Origin of the sequence: Pseudomonas sp. GW460-12-10-14-TSB1, assembly GCF_017349775.1 — a bacterium.
GTDB classification, from domain to species: Bacteria; Pseudomonadota; Gammaproteobacteria; order Pseudomonadales; family Pseudomonadaceae; genus Aquipseudomonas; species Aquipseudomonas piscium.
Genome location: NZ_JACNAC010000013.1, coordinates 97,350 through 117,409, shown reverse-complemented (window position 1 = coordinate 117,409; position 20,060 = coordinate 97,350). Strand labels below are relative to the sequence as shown.

The window sequence follows — 20,060 nt, the reverse complement described above, 5'->3', positions numbered from 1 at the left end:
CAAGCTGGTGATCACCGTCGATGACGACACCCCGACCCTGGCCTTCGGCAACCTGATCGGCACCGGTACCCAGCTGGCGCAACAAGGCTACTGGAACCTGGGGCCTGGCGCCGACGGGCTGGATGCGAATGGCCTGGACATTTCGCTGGTGAACGGCCAGTTCACCCTGGTCCGGCCGGACGACACCACCAGCATCGGCACCGGTACGCTGGTCGAGCAGTCGCCTTCACCGGATGCCAATGGCGCCTACCAGTTCGCCGGGGCCTTGACCGGTGACTTCGACAACAACGCCGCCACGGCGGATACCACCATCCACTACACCCTGAGCGCCTACGCCAATGGCACCTATGCCCTGGACCTGGAGGAAGGCTTCCGTTCGGTCATCGTCCTCAGCAGCGCCGACGGCTCGCTGGATGCCGGTGGGCCGGACCCGGTACGCACGCTGACGATAGGTAGCGAGGATGTGGTGTTCTTCGGCGCCAACCCGCTGGCTCCGCAGACCGGGCCGAACAGCATCCTCACCGGCATCGGGCTCGGAGCGCCCGACCCTACCGAAGCCCAGTTGCAGACCAACCCCCTGCCATCGTTCATCGGCTCGGCGGCCATGAACGTCAGCACCTCGGGTATCGGCATCGCCAACAACAACCTGGAGGGCAACAACACGGCGGGCATCAATGCCGGTGACGAGAGCTTCGTGGTCAACCCCGAGACGCTGTTGACGGCCATGAAGGTCTATATCGACAACTCGGTACAGGGTTACAACCCGGCCACGGAAGAGCTGTACTACACGATCTACTTCGACAACGGCACGACCTCGGGCGCGCCCATCAAGGTGCAGGCCGCCGACCTGCAGGCGGAAGCGGGAGGCCAGACCTCCTTCACCGTAGAGTGGGATGGCACCCACCTGATCGACGCCGTCCAGCTCACCATGGGCAAGGGCACGATCAAGGTGCCGACCATCGAGTTCATTCACGAGACCCAGAGCCTGGCCAGCGATATCCAGCTGGCGTTCAACGCGACGGTGACAGACAAGGACGGCGACACGGCAACCAGCGCGTTCGACGCCAACCTGTTCGCCAACGACGCGGCCGATGCCCTGTTCGACTTCAGGTTGGTGGGCACCACGGGTGAACGGGATGCCTTCAACATCGACCTGGCAGCCACCGAGAACCAGTACCAGGTCAGCGGCTTCGATGCGGGAGCAGGCCAACGAGATGCGGTGGTGCTCATTGGTGATGCGGGCGCCGTCGTACAATCGGTCGACAACACTGGCGCCGACAGCGTGGTGACAGTGACCGAGACCGGTGGGCAGATAACGACCATTACCCTGGTCGGGGTCGACCTGCTCAATACCGACATTGTCATGGGCAGCGTCTGAAACCTGGCGCGTCAAACCCATGCGAGGGTGGCCTGGAAAACCACCCTCGCTTTTTTTTGCGCGCCCCTATGAGAACTCGTCGAGCCGCTCTACGACGGACTGTTGCTGCCATCGCGGGCTAACGAAAAAACGATTTTGCGCTCGTCGCTTTGCCTCCTCCCGCGTCCCCTGCCGCATAGGCTGAAACTCCCATCCGGCTTGGGAGTATCGGCCAATGCGCAATCTCCTACGCATCCCCATAGTTGTGGCATCTGCCATTAGAGGGCCCAGGTGCGGCCTCAACGACTGGAATTGCCCCAGGAGAACGTCATGACTATCTCTAAAACAACCGCATCACCCACGAACGAATTGACCACTGACACCAGTACCGCTCTCTACCCCGTCTTCCCCAGCGACAACACGCTGGCCGTCAGCACGGCGAACGGCATTGCGCCCGTGGTGCTCGGTGCGAGCGTGACCCTGGACGAAACCACCGGGTTGCAGAACGCCACCGCCACACCAAGCCCGGCAGGAGACGCTAACGACAATGACATTCTGTTGTCCGCCCTGCCCTCGACCTTCGCCACCCGGTTGACCGCCCTTGGCGCCGGTACCGCGATGGACGCCGCCTTGAGTGGCTATACCGGTGCGGTGGGCAACACTGGCAGCAATGCCTTCACCCTCAACCTGACGCCCGGCATCAACGTCATCGATATCAAGTTCACCGACAGTCTCGGCGCGGCGCTCAACGGCCTGGACAGCGGCCTGGACACCCTCGATGGCACCAGCATCCTTCTCTATACCGATACCAACAACAACATCCTGCTGGGCCGCGCCGGAGGCCCTGGCGGCGCTATCGTGTTCGCGGCCTATATCGAAGAAACCGGATCGCCGGTCAGCGGCGGCAAGATCTGGACCGTGGAATACCAACCGCTCAAACACCCGGACGCGAGCAACCCGGACGATGCCCTCAACCTGCTGAACAAGGTGTTTGTCAGCACCCTCCAGGACGGATTCAACCTGACCAATGCACCTTCCGGACAGAACCTGTTCCTGATGTTCACGGGGTCGAACCCGACGGTGGTCAACGACGGCGGTGTGTTGCGAATCAGCGATCCGACGATCATCGCCACCGGTAAAGACCCCGCCGACCAGTCATCGGGCGCCAACATCAACACCGGTGACACCGTCAATACCAGCCAGGGGGGTGGCCCGACCACCCTGGGTACCAACAACCAGATGATCGTGGAACAGGAAGGCATCCGCCTGACCTTCGTCACCGGCGCCCGGCAGAATGTGACCGTTCCCAACCTGGACCAGAACGAAGCCGATGTCGAAGCCAACATCGACTACACCGCGATGTTTAATGCGAAGACGGCCAGTTTCGATGTCGTGCAGTTGCAAGGCGGCAAGACGGCGATGGTCAAGATCAGTGCCTTCAGCACTGCGGTTGAAACCGGCGTGAATTTCGTCAACGGCTATGCGAACGACGCATCGGTGGCCATCACCAATGTCCGTGTCTTCGATAAAAGCACCGGGCTGGTGATCGAGAATTCCGACGGCTCGGTGAATGATCCGAGCATTGCCATCAGCTTCTCTGGTGGAGTGGCCACCGTCACCGGCGTCAAGGCCGGCTATCAGATCGAATACACCACCACCGCGGATCACAACCGCGTGCTGATCGAGAACGGAGCAGCCACCAACGCCAGGGGCGATAACCACGCCGACTTCGATATCGGTGGTTTCTCGCTGCGCCATCCTTCTACGATCACCACCGAAATCGGCTCGCAGATGATCTTCGAGGACGATGGACCGGCCGCGGCCGGAACCGCTGAGGCCGGTACCGTCGACGAAGACGGCCTGGCCAATGGCATTGCCGGCGGTGTCGGCGACGTGCCTGGCGAGGTCACCACCGTCAGCGGCAGCGTGACCGCAATCTTCCAGTCCGGCGTCGATGTGCCGCTGAGCTATTCCTTGTCGAGCGATACCAGCGGCCTGCCGGCCCTGAGTTCGGGCGGGGTGGCGCTGGTGTATAGCGTGGTCGGCGACACCCTGACCGCCAAGGCGGGCGCCGTCGATGTATTCACCTTCAGCCTCAGCGCGGCGGGTGCCTACAGCTTTACCCTGCTGCAGCCGCTGGATCACCCAGCCGGCAACGATGAAAACGACATCACCCTTAACCTGGGCACGATGCTGCAGGCCACGGACAAGGATGGCGATACGGTAACGGCTGCGCCCGAGAAACTGGTGATCACCGTCGATGACGATACGCCAACCGCGACCGGCGTCGCCGAAGCCGGAACCGTCGATGAAGACGGCCTGGCCAATGGCATCGCCGGCGGCGTCGGTGACGTGCCTGGCGAAGCCACCACCGCCAGCGGCAACGTGACGGGCATCTTCCAGTCCGGTGCCGACGTACCGCTGACGTACTCCTTGTCGAGCGATACCAGCGGCTTGCCAGCCCTGAGCTCCGGTGGAGTGGCGCTGGTGTATAGCGTGGTCGGCGATACCCTGACGGCCAAGGCCGGTGCAGTCGATGTGTTCACCTTCAGCCTCAGTGCCGCGGGTGCCTACAGCTTTACCCTGCTGCAGCCGCTGGATCATCCAGACGGTAACGACGAAAACGACATCACCCTCAACCTCGGCACCCTGTTGCAGGCCACGGATAAGGATGGCGATACGGTAACGGCCGCGGCCGAGAAACTGGTGATTACCGTCGATGACGACACGCCAACGGCGAATGGCACCGCCGAGGCCGGCACTGTCGACGAAGACGGCCTGGCCAATGGTATTGCCGGTGGCGTCGGCGACGTCGCTGGCGAAGCCACAACGGCCAGCGGCAACGTCACCGGGATCTTCCAGTCCGGGGCCGACGTACCGCTGACGTACTCCTTGTCGAGCGATACCAGCGGTCTGCCAGCCCTGAGCTCCGGTGGCGTGGCCCTGGTCTACAGCGTCGCGGGTGACACCCTCACTGCCCAGGCGGGCGCCGTCGATGTGTTCACCTTCAGCCTCAGTGCAGCCGGTGCCTATAGCTTCACCCTGCTGCAACCGCTGGATCATCCAGCGGGCGACGATGAAAACGACATCACCCTCAACCTCGGTACCTTGCTGAAAGCCACCGACAAGGACGGCGATACGGTAACGGCTGCCGCCGAGAAACTGGTGATCACGATCGATGACGACACACCCACCGCCAATGGCACCGCCGAGGCCGGCACCGTCGACGAAGACGGCCTGGCCAATGGTATTGCCGGTGGTGTCGGTGATGTGCCTGGCGAAGCCACTACGGCCAGCGGCAGCGTCACCGGGATCTTCCAGTCGGGTGCCGACGTACCGCTGACCTACTCCTTGTCGAGTGACACCAGCGGCCTGCCAGCCCTGAGCTCCGGCGGCGTGGCCCTGGTCTATAGCGTCGCCGGCGATACCCTCACGGCCATGGCTGGCGCAGTCGATGTGTTCACCTTCAGCCTCAGTGCAGCCGGTGACTACAGCTTCAGCCTGCTGCAACCGCTGGATCATCCGGCCGGCAACGACGAAAACGACATCACCCTCAATCTGGGCACGATGCTCCAGGCCACGGATAAGGATGGCGATACGGTAACGGCCACCGCCGAAAAACTGGTGATTACCGTCGATGACGATACGCCAACGGCGAATGGAACCGCCGAGGCTGGCACCGTCGACGAAGACGGCCTGGCCAACGGCATCGCCGGGGGTGTCGGCGATGTGCCTGGCGAAGCCACCACGGCCAGCGGCAATGTGACGGCAATCTTCCAGTCCGGGGCCGACGTGCCGCTGACCTACTCCTTGTCGAGCGATACCAGTGGCCTGCCAGCCCTGAGTTCGGGTGGAGTGGCCCTGGTGTACAGCGTCGCGGGTGGCACCCTCACCGCCAATGCAGGCGTGGGTGGCGCCGAGGTATTCACCTTCAGCTTCAGTGCCGCCGGTGCCTACAGCTTTACCCTGCTGCAGCCGCTGGATCACCCAGCGGGTAACGATGAAAACGACATCACCATCAACCTCGGCACCCTGCTCCAGGCCACGGATAAAGACGGCGATACGGTAACGGCCGCCGCCGAGAAACTGGTGATTACCGTCGATGACGACACGCCAACCGCAACCGGAGCCGCCGAGGCCGGAACCGTCGATGAAGACGGCCTGGCCAATGGCATCGCCGGCGGTGTCGGCGACGTAGCTGGCGAGGCAACGACTGCCAGCGGCAACGTCACCGGGATCTTCCAGTCCGGGGCCGACGTGCCCCTGACCTACTCCTTGTCGAGTGATACCAGCGGCCTGCCGGCATTGAGTTCGGGCGGAGTGGCGCTGGTCTACAGCGTGGTGGGCGATACCCTGACCGCCAATGCGGGTGTGGGTGGCACCGAGGTATTCACCTTCAGCCTCAGCGCCGCCGGTGCCTACAGCTTTACCCTGCTGCAGCCGCTGGATCATCCAGCCGGCAATGACGAGAACGACATCAGCATCAACCTCGGCACGTTGCTGCAAGCCACCGACAAGGATGGCGATACGGTGACCGCTGCCGCCGAAAAACTGGTGATCACCGTCGATGACGACACACCAACCGCAACCGGAGCCGCCGAGGCCGGCACCGTCGATGAAGACGGCCTGGCCAATGGTATTGCCGGTGGTGTCGGTGATGTGCCTGGCGAAGCCACCACGGCCAGCGGCAATGTGACGGGGATCTTCCAGTCCGGGGCCGACGTACCGCTGACCTACTCCTTGTCGAGCGATACCAGCGGCTTGCCAGCCCTGAGTTCGGGCGGAGTGGCGCTGGTCTACAGCGTGGCGGGCGATACCCTGACCGCCAATGCGGGTGTGGGTGGCGCCGAGGTATTCACCTTCAGCCTCAGCGCCGCGGGTGCCTACAGCTTCAGCCTGCTGCAACCGCTGGATCATCCAGCCGGCAATGACGAAAACGACATCAGCATCAACCTCGGCACGCTGCTGCAAGCCACGGATAAGGACGGCGACACGGTAACGGCCGCCGCCGAGAAACTGGTGATCACCGTCGATGACGACACGCCAACCGCAACCGGAGCCGCCGAGGCCGGCACTGTCGATGAAGACGGCCTGGCCAATGGCATCGCCGGCGGCGTCGGTGACGTGCCTGGCGAAGCCACTACGGCCAGCGGCAGCGTGACCGGGATCTTCCAGTCCGGGGCCGACGTGCCACTGACCTACTCCTTGTCGAGCGCCACCAGTGGCTTGTCAGCCCTGAGTTCAGGCGGAGTGGCCCTGGTCTACAGCGTTGCCGGCGATACCCTGACGGCCAAGGCTGGCGCCGTCGATGTGTTCACCTTCAGTCTCAGCGCCGCGGGTGACTACAGCTTCAGCCTGCTGCAACCGCTGGATCATCCGGCCGGCAATGACGAGAACGACATCAGCATCAACCTGGGCACGATGCTGCAGGCCACCGACAAGGATGACGACACGGTAACGGCCGCCGCCGAGAAACTGGTGATTACCGTCGATGACGACACGCCAACGGCAGCCGGAACCGCGGAGGCCGGTACTGTCGATGAAGACGGCCTGGCCAATGGTATTGCCGGTGGCGTCGGCGACGTAGCTGGCGAGGCCACAGTGGCCAGCGGCAGCGTGACGGGTATCTTCCAGTCCGGGGCCGACGTACCACTGACCTACTCCTTGTCGAGCGATACCAGCGGCCTGCCTGCCCTGAGTTCGGGTGGGGTGGCGTTGGTCTATAGCGTGGTGGGCGATACCCTCACTGCCCAGGCTGGCGCCGTCGATGTGTTCACCTTCAGCCTTAGTGCCGCGGGTGCCTACAGCTTCACCCTGCTGCAACCGCTGGACCATCCAGCCGGCAATGACGAGAACGACATCACCATTAACCTGGGCACGATGCTGCAAGCCACCGACAAGGACGGCGACACGGTAACGGCCGCCGCCGAGAAGCTGGTGATTACCGTCGATGACGATACGCCAACCGCAGCTGGAACCGCCGAGGCCGGAACCGTTGACGAGGACGGCCTGGCCAATGGCATCGCCGGCGGTGTCGGTGATGTGGCGGGTGAAGCCACAGTGGCCAGCGGCAGCGTGACGGGTATCTTCCAGTCCGGGGCGGACGTACCGCTGAGTTATGCCCTGTCGAGCGACACCAGTGGCTTGCCTGCCCTGAGTTCGGGTGGGGTGGCGTTGGTCTACAGCGTCGCGGGTGACACCCTCACTGCCCAGGCTGGCGCCGTCGATGTGTTCACCTTCAGCCTCAGTGCCGCGGGTGCCTATAGCTTCACCCTGCTGCAACCGCTGGACCATCCAGCGGGCAACGACGAGAACGACATCACCCTCAACCTGGGAACCCTGCTGCAAGCCACCGACAAGGATGGCGACACGGTGACCGCCGCCGCCGAGAAACTGGTGATTACCGTCGATGACGACACGCCAACCGCAACCGGAACCGCCGAGGCCGGTACCGTCGACGAAGACGGCCTGGCCAATGGCATCGCCGGCGGTGTCGGTGACGTGGCGGGCGAAGCCACCACGGCCAGCGGCAACGTGACGGGTATCTTCCAGTCCGGGGCCGACGTGCCGCTGAGCTATGCCCTGTCGAGCGACACCAGCGGCTTGCCTGCCCTGAGTTCGGGCGGGGTGGCGCTGGTGTACAGCGTCGCCGGTGACACCCTGACGGCCAAGGCCGGTGCGACCGATGTATTCACCTTCAGCCTCAGTGCCGCCGGTGCCTACAGCTTCACCCTGCTGCAACCGCTGGATCATCCGGCCGGTAACGATGAAAACGACATCACCCTTAACCTGGGAACGTTGCTGAAGGCCACGGACAAGGACGGCGACACAGTGACCGCAGCGGCCGAGAAACTGGTGATTACCGTCGATGACGACACGCCAACGGCGAATGGCACCGCCGCGGCCGGTACTGTCGATGAAGACGGTTTGGCCAATGGCATTGCCGGTGGCGTCGGCGACGTGGCTGGCGAGGCCACAGTGGCCAGCGGCAGCGTCACCGGTATCTTCCAGTCGGGTGCCGATGTACCGCTGAGCTATGCCCTGTCGAGCGACACCAGTGGCTTGCCTGCACTGAGCTCCGGTGGGGTGGCGCTGGTCTACAGCGTGCTGGGCGACACCCTCACTGCCAAGGCGGGCGCCGTCGATGTGTTCACCTTCAGCCTCAGCGCCGCGGGTGACTACAGCTTCACCCTGCTGCAGCCGCTGGATCATCCGGCCGGTAACGATGAAAACGACATCGCCATTAACCTGGGCACGATGCTGCAAGCCACCGACAAGGACGGCGACACAGTGACGGCCGCCGCCGAGAAGCTGGTGATCACCGTCGATGACGATACGCCAACGGCGAATGGCACCGCCGAGGCCGGCACCGTCGACGAGGACGGCCTGGCCAATGGCATCGCCGGTGGCATCGGTGACGTAGCTGGCGAAGCGACTGTCGCCAGCGGCAGCGTCACCGGGATCTTCCAGTCCGGGGCCGACGTACCGCTGAGCTACTCCTTGTCGAGCAACACCAGCGGCTTGCCAGCGCTGAGTTCCGGTGGGGTGGCACTGGCCTACAGCGTCCTGGGCAACACCCTGACCGCCAAGGCCGGCGCGACTGACGTGTTCACCCTGAGCCTGACGGTAGCGGGTGCCTACACCTTCACCCTGCTCCAGCACCTGGATCACGCGGCGGGCAACGACGAGAACGACCTGGCGATCAACCTGGGAAGCCTGCTGCAGGCCACCGACAAGGATGGCGACACAGTGACCGCCGCAGCCGACAAGCTGGTGATCACCGTCGATGACGATACGCCGACCCTGGCCTTCGGCAACCTGATCGGCACCGGGACCGACCTGGCGCAACAAGGCTACTGGAACCTGGGGACTGGCGCCGACGGGCTGGATGCGAATGGCCTGGATATCTCGCTGGTAAACGGCCAGTTCACCCTGGTCCGGCCGGACGATACGACCACCACCGGCACCGGTACGCTGGTCGAGCAATCGCCGTCACCGGACGCCAATGGCGCCTATCAGTTCGCGGGAACCTTGACCGGTGACTTCGACAACAATGCGGCAACGGCGAACACCACTGTGCACTACACCCTGAGCGCCTACGCCAACGGCACCTATGCCCTGGACCTGGAGGAAGGCTTCCGTTCGGTCATCGTCCTCAGCAGTGCCGACGGCGCGCTGGATGCCGGTGGCCCGGACCCAGTGCGCACGCTGACGATCGGCACCGAGGACATCGTGTTCTTCGGCGCCAACCCGCTGGCTCCGGCAAGCGGCGCGAACAGCATCCAGACCGGCATCGGGCTTGGAGCGTCCGACCCGACCGAAGCGCAACTGCAGACCAACCCGCTGCCATCGTTCATCGGCACGGCAGCCTTGAACGTCAGCACGGCCGGTATCGGCATCGCCAACAACCTGCTCCAGGGAGACAACCAGGCGGCGATCGGCGCGGCCGATGAAAGCTTCGTGGTCAACCCGGAAAGCCTGCTGACGAGCATGAAGGTGTTTATCGACAACTCCGTGGGCGGCTACAACACGGCAACCGAGGACCTGTACTACAGGGTCTTCTACGAAGATGGCACCTTCTCCAACCTGATCGAGGTCAACACCCTGACGCCGGAGGCCGGTGGGCAGGTGTCCTTCACCGTCGAGAAGTCGGCCACATCCTTGATCGATGCCGTTCAGCTGACGATGGCCCGGGGCGATATCAAGATCCCGACGATCCTGTTCACCCACGAGACCGAGAGCCTGGCCAGCGACGTCAAGCTGGCGTTCAACGCGACAGTGACGGACAAGGATGGCGATACGGCAAGCAGCGCGTTCGACGCCAACCTGTTCGCCAACGACACGACCGACGTGCTCTTCGACTTCAGGCTGGTGGGCACCACGGGTGAGCGGGATGCCTTCAACATCGACCTGTCGGTCGCCGAGAACAAGTACCAGGTCAGTGGCTTCGATGCCGGCGCAGGCCAGCGCGATGCGGTGGTGCTCATTGGTGACCCGGGCGCCACTGTGCAGTCGATCGACAACGCCGGCGCCGACAGCATCGTGACGGTGGCCGAGACCGGCGGACAGATAACGACCATTACCCTGGTCGGGGTCGATCTGCTTAATACCGATATCGTAATGGGCAGCGTCTGAAACCTTCGCGCATGCGAACCGATGCGAGGGTGGCCTGGAAACCACCCTCGCTTTTTTTTGCCGCTCCCGTCCGAAGTGCCTCGATCGCATCCGCGGCAAATGCCCGGGCAGCCCAAGGCTCAAAGAGCGCAGCGGCATACCTGCGTATTCATGGGGGGGTAGGAAATAATGAGCACGGCATCACCCTCGGCCTGGGTACCCAGGTCGACGACGACAAGGACAGCGACAAGGACAGCAACGGGCTGCCTTGTCTTGATCACCTCATTCCAGTTCCACCCACGTGGAGTCGGGCGGCTCTTCGTTGTCGGTGAGCCCGTGCTTGAGCGCATACATCAGCAGGTCGATGCGGTTGATCAGGTTGAGCTTCTGATAGATGTTGCTGAGGTGGTTGTGCACGGTGTGCTCACTGATCCCCAGGTGCTCGGCGATGCTCATGTATTTGGCGGACGGGTCGCCGACGATGGCGCGAATCAGCTCCCGCTCGCGCAGCGTCAGCCGCGCCTGTTTCGCCTGCTCCAGGTTGCATCGCATGGGTATATGCCGGGTCGCGGCATAGCCGGAAAGCCCACCGGACCAGGCTCTGTCCAGTCCGACGTCGTAATAGTGGACCTTGATGATGGCCCGGACGATCGATTCCGTCGGGTCTTCCGCCAGCACGATGCCGCGCGCGCCCGCCTCGATCGCCTGGGCAACCGGGACGGATTCGTACAGGCCCTTGAGCACCAGCAGCTTCATTTCCGGGCTGCGGGTCAGCCCCGCGACAACCTCCAGCGGGTTCAGCGCATCCGGAAAGAAACTGAAAAAAATCACGTTGGGACGCAGCTGATCGGCAAGGTCCAGCGCGGTGGTATAGGTGGTGGCCTGGCCACTCACCTCCATCCGGGGCTTCCTCGCATTGATCAAATCATGGAGCCCCATGAGCACGAGGGGACGGCAATCGATCAGCATCACGCGTATCGTTTTTTTATGGTCTGGCATGATCTTCCTGCCTCCCCTTGAAAAACGATGACCTTCATACGCGTTGGCCTTCCTTGATCGGCAACTCACTCTTGAAGGACGGATGCGAGCGCCGACAGGCTCTGAAAGTGCCCGCCCGGGTCTTGGCGACCCGGGGTACAGGCAGAAGTTGCGGAGGTTTCCCAAAGCCGGACAAATCTATCGAAGCAGCATAAATAAGAATAACTATCAATAGCTTGCACGTACCGCAGGGCGTCCGCGAGCCCTCAACTGAGTCTAGGCTAGCCCACTGCAATGCCTGCCAACCCATCCGTCGGTCTTCGACTCAAGCCTGGTGCGGGTCGCCGGGCCGATGTTCCCCGGGGGCGCCCTGCCCCCTGCAAATCAAGCTCTTAGGCTCGCCGCGAGCGACCTGCGGGCAGAATCGGATCCAACCAGGCTCGTCAATTAACGGACGAGTGGCGCGCAGCCAAGTACGCAAGCCATGAAAGCGTCAATTTACCGACGAGGCCAGCAGCGTCATAAATCACTCGGCTCACCGATCCCTGCACAAGCGAATGCGGCTGCCGGGACAGATATCTCTCGGCGGCGTGGCAAACCGGATGGGTGAATCAAAGCATAATCTTCGAGGTGCGGATGGCGTTCCCGCCGGGGGCGTAGACCTGCGCTCATTGGCCGTCGGGCCAGACGCGACCAGCCCCTGACGAGTGCGGATGTCTCCGGCTCCGGGGTTGTAGAGCGCAGCAGTCGAATGGCCGGGCGGCCTCTACTCCTGGTCCTCGACGCCAACGCCCATGGCCTGGCCGGCGCTACCGGGGCTCAGCCAGGCATTCACATTCTCGACACTTTCGACCGGCGGTTTGCCCGCCCAGCGATTGAGGGTGAAGACATTGCTGAGGAACTCGTATTGCGTCTTGAGCAGGTCGCGCCGGGCGCGGAACTCGTTGCGTACGCTGGTCAGTACATCGACGGCATTGACCATGCCGTAGCTCAGCCCCTTCTCCGCCGCCACCCTGGACAGCTGCGCCGAGGCCAGCGCCGAACGGCTGGCGTCGATCTTTTCGCCGTTCGAATTGGCGGTCAGGTAGGCGCTGGTGATCTCCTTGACCACCCGGCGCCGGATCGCTTCCAGCTCCTGCTCGGCGACCAGTTGGTCCTGATAGAGCCCACGGACCCGCGCCGAGGTCGAGCCGCCGCTGTACAGCGGCACCTGAACGCCGATGCCGGCGACGTAACTGTCGGTGCGTGGCGCCAGGGTATTGTTGTAGCCCTCGTTGGTCTGTTGCGCGCTGAGGTTCAGGCTCACCGTCGGATAGTGCCCGCCCTTGCCGCTGCGCAACGCTGCGTTCGCGGCTTCGGCACCGCTCTCGCTGGCCTTGAGCGTCGGGTTCAGCTCCATGCCCTCGCGTACCCAGGACTCCAGGCTCTGCGCCGAAACCCGCAGTTGCGCGTCATTGCGAATCCGGTTGAGCTTCTCCTTGACCGGCCGGCCGACCAGCTCCGCCAGCGCCTCGCGGCTGATGCTGGCCTGGTTGCGGGCATCCAGTTCCTGGGCCGCGAGCAGGTCCACCCGGGCCTTGAGGTCGAGCTGGTCGGTAATCATCGCCAGCTGCTTTTCGTACAACGCATTGACCCGGTCCAGGCTCTTTTGCGTGGTTCGACGCTCCGCCCGCACCAGCTCCAGCTCATCCTCGGCCGCCAGCGCGGTGAAGTAGCGCCGCGCCAGCTCCACCGTGGCCTCGGCCTGGGCGTCCAGCGCTTGCGACTCGGACTGCTTGGCCAGGCTCTTGAACTTCTGGTAGTTCTCCCACGCGGCCTTGTTGTAGAGGTACTGACGCAGCACCAGGCTGTAGCTTTCGCTATCGAAGCTGCGCTCCTGGATCAGGTCGTTTTCCTGGTGGATCCGGTTCGTCCCGGCATTCAGCGACAGTTGCGGCAACAGCGCCCCCAGCGCCTCGCGTTGATGTTCCTTGCCTGCCTGCGCTTGCGCAAAAGAGGCCAGGACCTGTGGGTCTTCCAGGCGCGCCTCGCGATACAACTGCATGAGGTCGGTGGAATAGGTCGAGGCGTTGACCCCGGTTGGTGTTACCGCAGCGGTTTGCGCCAAGGCGGCCCCCGCTGCCAGCATGAATGCACTCCCTAGCAGAACTGACGACTCTCCCACGGTCACTCCTCGATCATTGATTGAGACATCACATCCCGGGCCGGCTGCATCAAGTACTGCAACAGCGTGCGTTGCCCGGTGATGATCAACACGTCCGCCGGCATCCCCGGCAACAACTTGCGCTCACCCAAGGTGCGCGCACCGTTCTCGGTGACCCGGACCCGCGCCAGGTAATAGGCGGTCCCGGTTTTTTCGTTGGTCAGCCGGTCGCCCGAGACGCTGCTGACCTCGCCTTCGATCACCGGCGTGGTCGAGCTCTTGAACGCGCCGAAACGGATATCGGCGCGCTTGCCGATGCCGATGCGGTCGATGTCCACCGGCGCCACCTGGGCCTCTATGACCAGTTCGGAGACCGATGGCACGATGTCCAGCAAGGGCGTCGCCGAACGCACGACACCGCCGATGGTGTGCACTGTCATGCCGATCACCATGCCCGCGTCGGGGGCGCGGATGACGATACGGCTGAGGCGGTCTTCCAGGGCCGAATTCTTCTCTTGCAGATCGTAGATCTTGGTCTGCACCTCGGCCAGCTGCTTGGCCACGTCGGAATTGAAATCCTTGTCGACCTGGAGGATCTGCAGCTGGGTTTCGTTGATCTGCAGACGGGTCTTGTCGATGGTGGAACGGTGATCGGCCACCTCCGACCTGAGCATCCCCAGCTTGCGGTCCTGCTCGAGCAGGCGTTGCTTGTCGACGAACCCCTCCTTGAGCAGCTCGGACAACTCACCGATTTCACCGCTGTAGGATTTCTCCAGGCGCACCTTGACCGCGATCATCGACTCCAGGCCCTTGATCTGCTGGTGCAATTGGCCGATGCGCTCGCGCAGCACCGAGATCTGGCCCAGCCGCGAGCCGCGCCGAGCATTGAATACCTGGGTCTCGCCCTGGCGCGCTTCCTCTCCTCGCACACTGGCGGATTCGGGCATCGCCCCAAAGTCGATCGCCGGCAACCCATCGCGCTCGGCAATCAGCCTCGACTCCATGGCCCTGGCCGCGACCAGCAGGCCTTGGGTCGCCTCGTATTCGGAGCGCAGCTGGGCATCGTCGAGGATGATCAGCGGGTCATCGCGCTTGACGATGTCGCCATCGTGGGCCAACACCGATTTGACGATGCCGCCTTCAAGGTGCTGGACCGTCTTGCGGTAAGTCTGCACGGTGACCACCCCCGGCGCGTAAGCAGCACCGTCCAGGGGTGCGAGCGCCGCCCAGGTGCCGAACAGGCCGAAGGTCACGCCAACGATGCCGATGCCCAGGCGGTGGGCCTTGCGATCGGACACCGGCAGGTCGGAGAAGCTTTCGATTTGACGATCAGGCATAGGATTCACCGCCATCGTCCTTACGGGCATCGATCGACGCCACGTTGGTAGCCACAGGTACTGGCCCGGCGTGTTTCGGGACCGGCGGTTGCTGCCCGCTGAGTTCGGCCAGCACTTCCTCGCGCGGCCCATAGAGGCCGACAACCCCGGCTTTCATCACCAGCAGCCGGTCGAGTTGCGACACGATGTTGGTGCGGTGGGTAATCACGAACAGGGTCGCGCCGGTGTGCTTGATCTGCTGGATGGCGGCCGCCAGGGCGCGATCGCCGACTTCGTCGAGGTTGGAGTTGGGCTCGTCGAGAATGATCAGCCGCGGGTTGCCGTACAGCGCGCGGGCCAGCCCGATGCGCTGGCGCTGCCCTGCCGAGAGCATGACGCCTTCGCTGCCGATGACGGTGTCGTAGCCATCGGGCAACAGCAGAATCATTTCGTGGACGCCAGCGGTCCTGGCGGCCTGGATGACCTTCGCCGAATCGATCTCGGCGAAGCGGGCAATGTTCTCGCCAACGCTGCCCTCGAACAGTTCAATGTCCTGGGGCAAGTAACCGATATGCGGGCCAAGCTCATGCTTGTCCCAGGTGCTGATGTCCGCGCCATCCAGCCGGACCACCCCATGCTGCGGCGGCCAGACGCCGATCAGCGCCCTGGCCAGGGTCGACTTGCCCGAGGCGCTCGGACCTATGATGCCCACCACGCAACCGGCCGGTACGCTGAAGCTGATGTTCTTGAGGATCGGGTTTTTCGAGCCAGGCGCCGTGACCACCAGATTCTCGACCTGCACCTGGCCCTCAGGCGCGGGCAAGGACAGACGCTCGGGTTGCGCCTGTTGTTTGCCGAGGATGTCGTTCAGGCGGTTGTACTGCGAACGGGCCGCGATAAAGCCCTTCCAACTGCCGATCATCAGGTCGATGGGGGCCAGTGCCCGCCCCAGCAGCACAGCCCCGGCGAACACCAGGCCGGCCCCCACCTGATGGTCCACCGCCAGGTATGCCCCCAGGCCCAGCACCAGCGATTGCACCAGCAGGCGGAAAGTCCGCGAAAGCGTCGTGACCAGGCCTCCCCGGTCGCTTGCCAGGGACTGCAGCAGCAGAACGCTTCTCTGCCGACGGCCCCAACGATCCATCAGGGTTTCCAGCATGCCCATGGACTCGATGACTTCGGCGTTGCGCAGGTTCTTGGTGGTATAGAGGGTCGCGCCGATGTGCTCCTTGTTGGCCTGGGCCAGTACCGGCCCCGTCAGCTTCTCATTGACGAAGGCGAGCACTATCAACAACAGGGCACTGCCCGTCGCGACCCAGCCGAACCAGGGGTGGAACAGGAACATCACGGCGATATAGATCGGCAACCAGGGCGCGTCGAAAAAGGCGAACAGACCGCTGCTGGAAAGAAACTGTCGCAACCCCGTCAAATCGTTGAGCGACTGGGCCGAGGCATCCATGCCGCCACTGTCCAAGGCCCGTTTGAAACTGGCCTTGTAGACCTGGCGACTGAGCAGCACATCCAGCCGGGTACTGACCCGGACCATGATGCGCGAACGAATCCATTCCAGAGAGCCGAGGGTGATCACCAGTCCGATCATGATCAACGTCAACATGGCCAGGGTGGTGAGACTGCCGCTGGTCATCACCCGCCCATACACCTGAAGCATGTAGAAGGTCGGGACAAGCATCAGCGCGTTGATGAAGAAACTGAAAAAGCCGACGAAAACAAAGCTGTCTCTACAGACCTTCAACGCATTTTTCAGACTGTTTTCAGGTGTGCTTTGCATTGAAACCTCTGCTCGAAAGGCCAGCCTTTGTGGAGCTTAGATCATGCCGAACAGCCGCGCGCAGCCATTGGCCGGTTCGCCTCGGGCAAGCGCAATCGCGCCGGTAACGGCCCGGCGCGCGAGCGCGCGCAAGAGCCCGACGACTTAGAGACCTGATGGCTCTAGCACGGGCTCATGGCGCCATCATTGGCAGGAGGGAAGTGGCTGGAGCAGAAGCGCCGCGGGATACCGGGACAGGCTTTCCAGGCGCGTGACAGATTCGTCGCGCGCCCCGCTTCGCCCGGGAGAATCCGATTGTCGGTAGCGACAGGTGCAGTGCACGCAGCGCCTGGGTATCCCGATTAGTCTAGTTACTGGATTGGCCGGCCAGCCTTGCGATGACCAGCGGTGCATTCGCGCCGGATATCGGGCTGCTGGAACGCAGCCGACGGCGAGGCTCTGCAACACATGCAAAGCCTCCTGGATCGGGCACCCGTGATGATGCGTGTCCACCGTCAAACAGGTTGAGCTTCCAATCGGCTCACCCATGCCTTGGAAAGAGCTCTGCCATGGCCAGAGCCCTCGACCGCATCAGGCTTTCGAGCAAGCAGGCGGTGCCCAGTCCCCCATGTCGGGGTTGCTGCACACGTCGTTGACCATGGTCTGGCCACGAGCAGCGACTTTCTGGCCTTCCGCGCGCTTGGCCGAGGCTTGCTGCAAGGTGCGCTCGGTGGTGACGGCTTCTTTGGGCACATTCGTCTTCGTCGCCGGCTTGGCGCTGGCCTTCTTGCTGGTCGACGCCTTCTTATCGGTGGCGGCTGGAGGCTTCACGGCAGCTACTTGAGCGACGTCCTGGCGTTGCACACCTACCGTCTGCAGGTCTTTCTCATAGGCCTGGGTGTAGACATCGATGCTCTCGCCCGCACGCCCATCCGCGGCGGCCATCAGCGCGTTGGTTTCCTTCAGGCCGCTGACGATCTCGGCCAGACGCAGGCGCCCTTCGCTGTCGCTGATCTTCTTCGCCTTGCGCGCATTGAGCAGTGACGTGAATTCACGCTGGTAGCAGTTCTGTGCGGTACTGGTGTAGCTGATGCTGCGGTCGATTTCGCCGGTACTGTGGTCGATGTCGCTGGCGTAGGAGGCAATGCGCGCACGGTCGTCGCTGATCTGTTTCTGGCGTTCGGTGTAGTAGCCGGTCGCGCCACCGACCAGGGCCCCGGCGGCAGCGCCTATCAGGGCATTGCGGCCGGCATCGCCGCTATTGCCGACGAAGGCCCCGGCCAGGCCGCCGAGCAGGCCGCCAGTAATGGCGCCGGTGGCCACCGACTTGGTCATCGACTTGTCGGAACTGCGCAACTGGCTGACCGGCTCATAGCATTGCGGGTAGTACTCGACCTTGGTCTGGGCCGCGACCTTCGAGCTTGGAGACCCGAAACTCGCGCATCCGCCCAGCAGCAGTGCGCAGCAGATCAGGGTAGGCACCGGCAGGATACGAGCCGGGATGAAAGCGCAGTGCTTGAGTGAAGTATCCATGGTCGTGTCTCTCCTTTTTTGTGGGTCAATTCCGTTTCGGCTTCTGCGCAGAGCGGGCTCCGTCCGACGTGACCAAAGTCAGCTGCCGCTACATCCAGCCTAGCTGGTCTGCGCTGCCGCCGACGGCCGTTTCGACAGCCTGTTCAGGGCGCCAGCAGCTCCTTCAGGATCGTCTCCGGGTCTGCCCGACGCTGCTGGCGAAACTGCCCCACATGCCTGACAAAAACTGTGGCACGGGCTACCAGGCTTTTTCCCAGCACCGGTTTGTGATTGAGCTCTTCTCGGGTCCGCTGGAACTGCGTCTGGATCACCTCGTCGGTGTAGCGCGTTCCGGTCGCCAGGTTGTCGATGTAGATCGCCAGGGCGCCATCGAGCGCACTGCGCCCATTGGCGATGCCCGTTTCATAGAGCTTGGCGGTGGCTTCGTCCTGGGCTGCCCGCGCTTGATCGCGGTCCTTCTTCAGGTTGGTCAGGCGAATGTTGTAGTTGTTGACCGTCTCGGCCACCAGGGCCGCCGACTGGATCAGGTTGCCCGCGGCCTCCTCGCGCTGCCGGGCGATCAGCGACACATTGCGCTTGAGCTCTTCGTTCACCCGCGCCAGGCGGGCCTGCAGGTTCGGGTCGGTGCTGCTGGCGATGAGACTGTCCAGTAGTTGGGTCGGGTCTTCGGCAGCGTTGATTTCATCGGTCAGGCCTGCCAGGCGGCCCTCCTTCTGCCACTGCTCGAACAGTTCCTCGTAGCGTGAGCGCGGTGCCGACAACGCGCCCAGGGCCACCCGGAAACCGGTGGTGGCGTTGCGCTGTTCGCTGCCGTCGGCGGCGAACAGCGGGTATTCCCGACGCATGCCGGTGAACAGCGTCAGCTCGCCTTCCAGGTAGTTGCCACCCTTGACCACAAAGCCGCCGTAACTGCCCTGGCGGCGACCGGCGTGGACCAGTTGGAAGGACTCCTGGACCATCTCCGCGGCATTGCCGATCACGTCGAACAGCCCCAATGGATTGGGCTTTTTCAGCCCGACCGGCAACAGCCGCGCGCCCTGCCCGGTGCCCCCGGCGACCTGGCTGAACACCGCCCAGTCCCCTAGCGGGCCATCGCTGTCGCTGCCTTGCACCTTGCGCGGGAACAACCGCGCCTCCAACGCCTGGCGGCTGACCGCCTGGCCACCGCGGGCGGCGAATTCCCACTCCACTTCGGTCGGCAGGCGGACGAAGCCCATCCCGCCGTCCTCGGCCGCTTTGCCGCGGCCGCTGACCGGCAAGCGGTCGCGGTGGTACTTGAGCAACCAGGCGCTGTACACCGCGGCAAAGCGCTCAGCCTCCAGGCGCGACAGCTTGACCTTGGGCAGGCGCGCAGCCATGTCGCTCATGGGCGCGCAGGCCGGGGCCTCGCCCTGCCCCGCCAAGGCCGCCTCCTGGGCCATGACCAGGGCATATTGGCGCTCGGTGACCTCGTATTTGCCGACGAAATAGAACATCGGCTTGAGCAGGCTGTCGGCCCCGCTCTTGGGCAGGGCCGGGGCGATTCTGGCTTGCCAGTCGGCCGGCAGGTCGTCGAGGACGAACTGACCGTTGATGTAGTCGCGCCGGTAACCGGAGATGAAGGATTGCCGGTAGCCCGGATCCTCATCGCTGAAGGGATAGCCGAGATTGACCTCACGGTCGTCCAGGCTGCCCTTGGCGAGGACATAGACGTAGCGGAACACCAACTCGCCTTCGCAGGGCAGCGGTAGGCTGAGGTCATCGGGCAGCGGTTTCGGATTATCCGCAGGGGCGTCCTGCGCCTGCGCTGTGCCGGCCAGCGCCAGCATGACGAGAGCCTTCAGCCAGACTAGAGCCCTCAGCGGGACTAGA

The 20,060-nt window shown here is 63.6% G+C and carries 7 protein-coding genes and 1 pseudogene; 2 read left to right on the top strand and 6 right to left on the bottom strand.

Going from position 1 to position 20,060, the window contains the following annotated elements:
- Positions 1-1,378: pseudogene (locus J4D52_RS11180) on the top strand (hypothetical protein); the annotation flags it as partial.
- 309 nt (positions 1,379-1,687) lie between these two features.
- A complete protein-coding gene (locus tag J4D52_RS11175; RefSeq protein WP_102676936.1) occupies positions 1,688-10,492 on the top strand; it encodes a DUF5801 repeats-in-toxin domain-containing protein in 8,805 nt (2,934 codons plus the stop codon).
- 261 nt (positions 10,493-10,753) lie between these two features.
- Here the strand turns inward: J4D52_RS11175 and J4D52_RS11170 are convergent, their stop codons facing one another.
- From J4D52_RS11170 to J4D52_RS11145, 6 genes are all read right to left on the bottom strand, one after another.
- Positions 10,754-11,470, bottom strand: coding sequence for a LuxR C-terminal-related transcriptional regulator (locus tag J4D52_RS11170; protein WP_025810286.1), 717 nt, complete (start codon positions 11,468-11,470; stop codon positions 10,754-10,756).
- 745 nt (positions 11,471-12,215) lie between these two features.
- On the bottom strand, positions 12,216-13,577 hold the full coding sequence (locus J4D52_RS11165; protein WP_051519258.1) for a TolC family outer membrane protein: 1,362 nt from the start codon (positions 13,575-13,577) through the stop codon (positions 12,216-12,218).
- A 38-nt stretch (positions 13,578-13,615) separates the two neighbouring features.
- On the bottom strand, positions 13,616-14,929 hold the full coding sequence (locus J4D52_RS11160; protein WP_025810282.1) for an HlyD family type I secretion periplasmic adaptor subunit: 1,314 nt from the start codon (positions 14,927-14,929) through the stop codon (positions 13,616-13,618).
- Positions 14,922-16,697 (bottom strand): type I secretion system permease/ATPase, encoded by a 1,776-nt coding sequence (locus J4D52_RS11155; protein WP_063431585.1) that lies wholly within the window; start codon positions 16,695-16,697, stop codon positions 14,922-14,924. The genes J4D52_RS11160 and J4D52_RS11155 overlap by 8 nt, the downstream gene beginning before the upstream one ends.
- A 570-nt stretch (positions 16,698-17,267) precedes the next feature.
- Positions 17,268-18,209 (bottom strand): type VI secretion system-associated lipoprotein TagQ, encoded by a 942-nt coding sequence (gene tagQ / locus J4D52_RS11150; protein WP_063431587.1) that lies wholly within the window; start codon positions 18,207-18,209, stop codon positions 17,268-17,270.
- A 143-nt stretch (positions 18,210-18,352) separates the two neighbouring features.
- A complete protein-coding gene (locus J4D52_RS11145) occupies positions 18,353-20,017 on the bottom strand; it encodes an SUMF1/EgtB/PvdO family nonheme iron enzyme (protein ID WP_231103255.1) in 1,665 nt (554 codons plus the stop codon).
- Positions 20,018-20,060: the final 43 nt, after the last annotated feature.

What these genes read in the sequence shown, in the direction of transcription:
- J4D52_RS11175 (WP_102676936.1), top strand. Translation starts at nt 1,688, where the DNA reads ATGACTATCTCTAAAACAACCGCATCACCCACGAACGAATTGACCACT.
- J4D52_RS11170 (WP_025810286.1), bottom strand. Translation starts at nt 11,470, where the DNA reads ATGCCAGACCATAAAAAAACGATACGCGTGATGCTGATCGATTGCCGT.
- J4D52_RS11165 (WP_051519258.1), bottom strand. Translation starts at nt 13,577, where the DNA reads ATGCTGGCAGCGGGGGCCGCCTTGGCGCAAACCGCTGCGGTAACACCA.
- J4D52_RS11160 (WP_025810282.1), bottom strand. Translation starts at nt 14,929, where the DNA reads ATGCCTGATCGTCAAATCGAAAGCTTCTCCGACCTGCCGGTGTCCGAT.
- J4D52_RS11155 (WP_063431585.1), bottom strand. Translation starts at nt 16,697, where the DNA reads ATGCAAAGCACACCTGAAAACAGTCTGAAAAATGCGTTGAAGGTCTGT.
- tagQ (WP_063431587.1), bottom strand. Translation starts at nt 18,209, where the DNA reads ATGGATACTTCACTCAAGCACTGCGCTTTCATCCCGGCTCGTATCCTG.
- J4D52_RS11145 (WP_231103255.1), bottom strand. Translation starts at nt 20,017, where the DNA reads ATGCTGGCGCTGGCCGGCACAGCGCAGGCGCAGGACGCCCCTGCGGAT.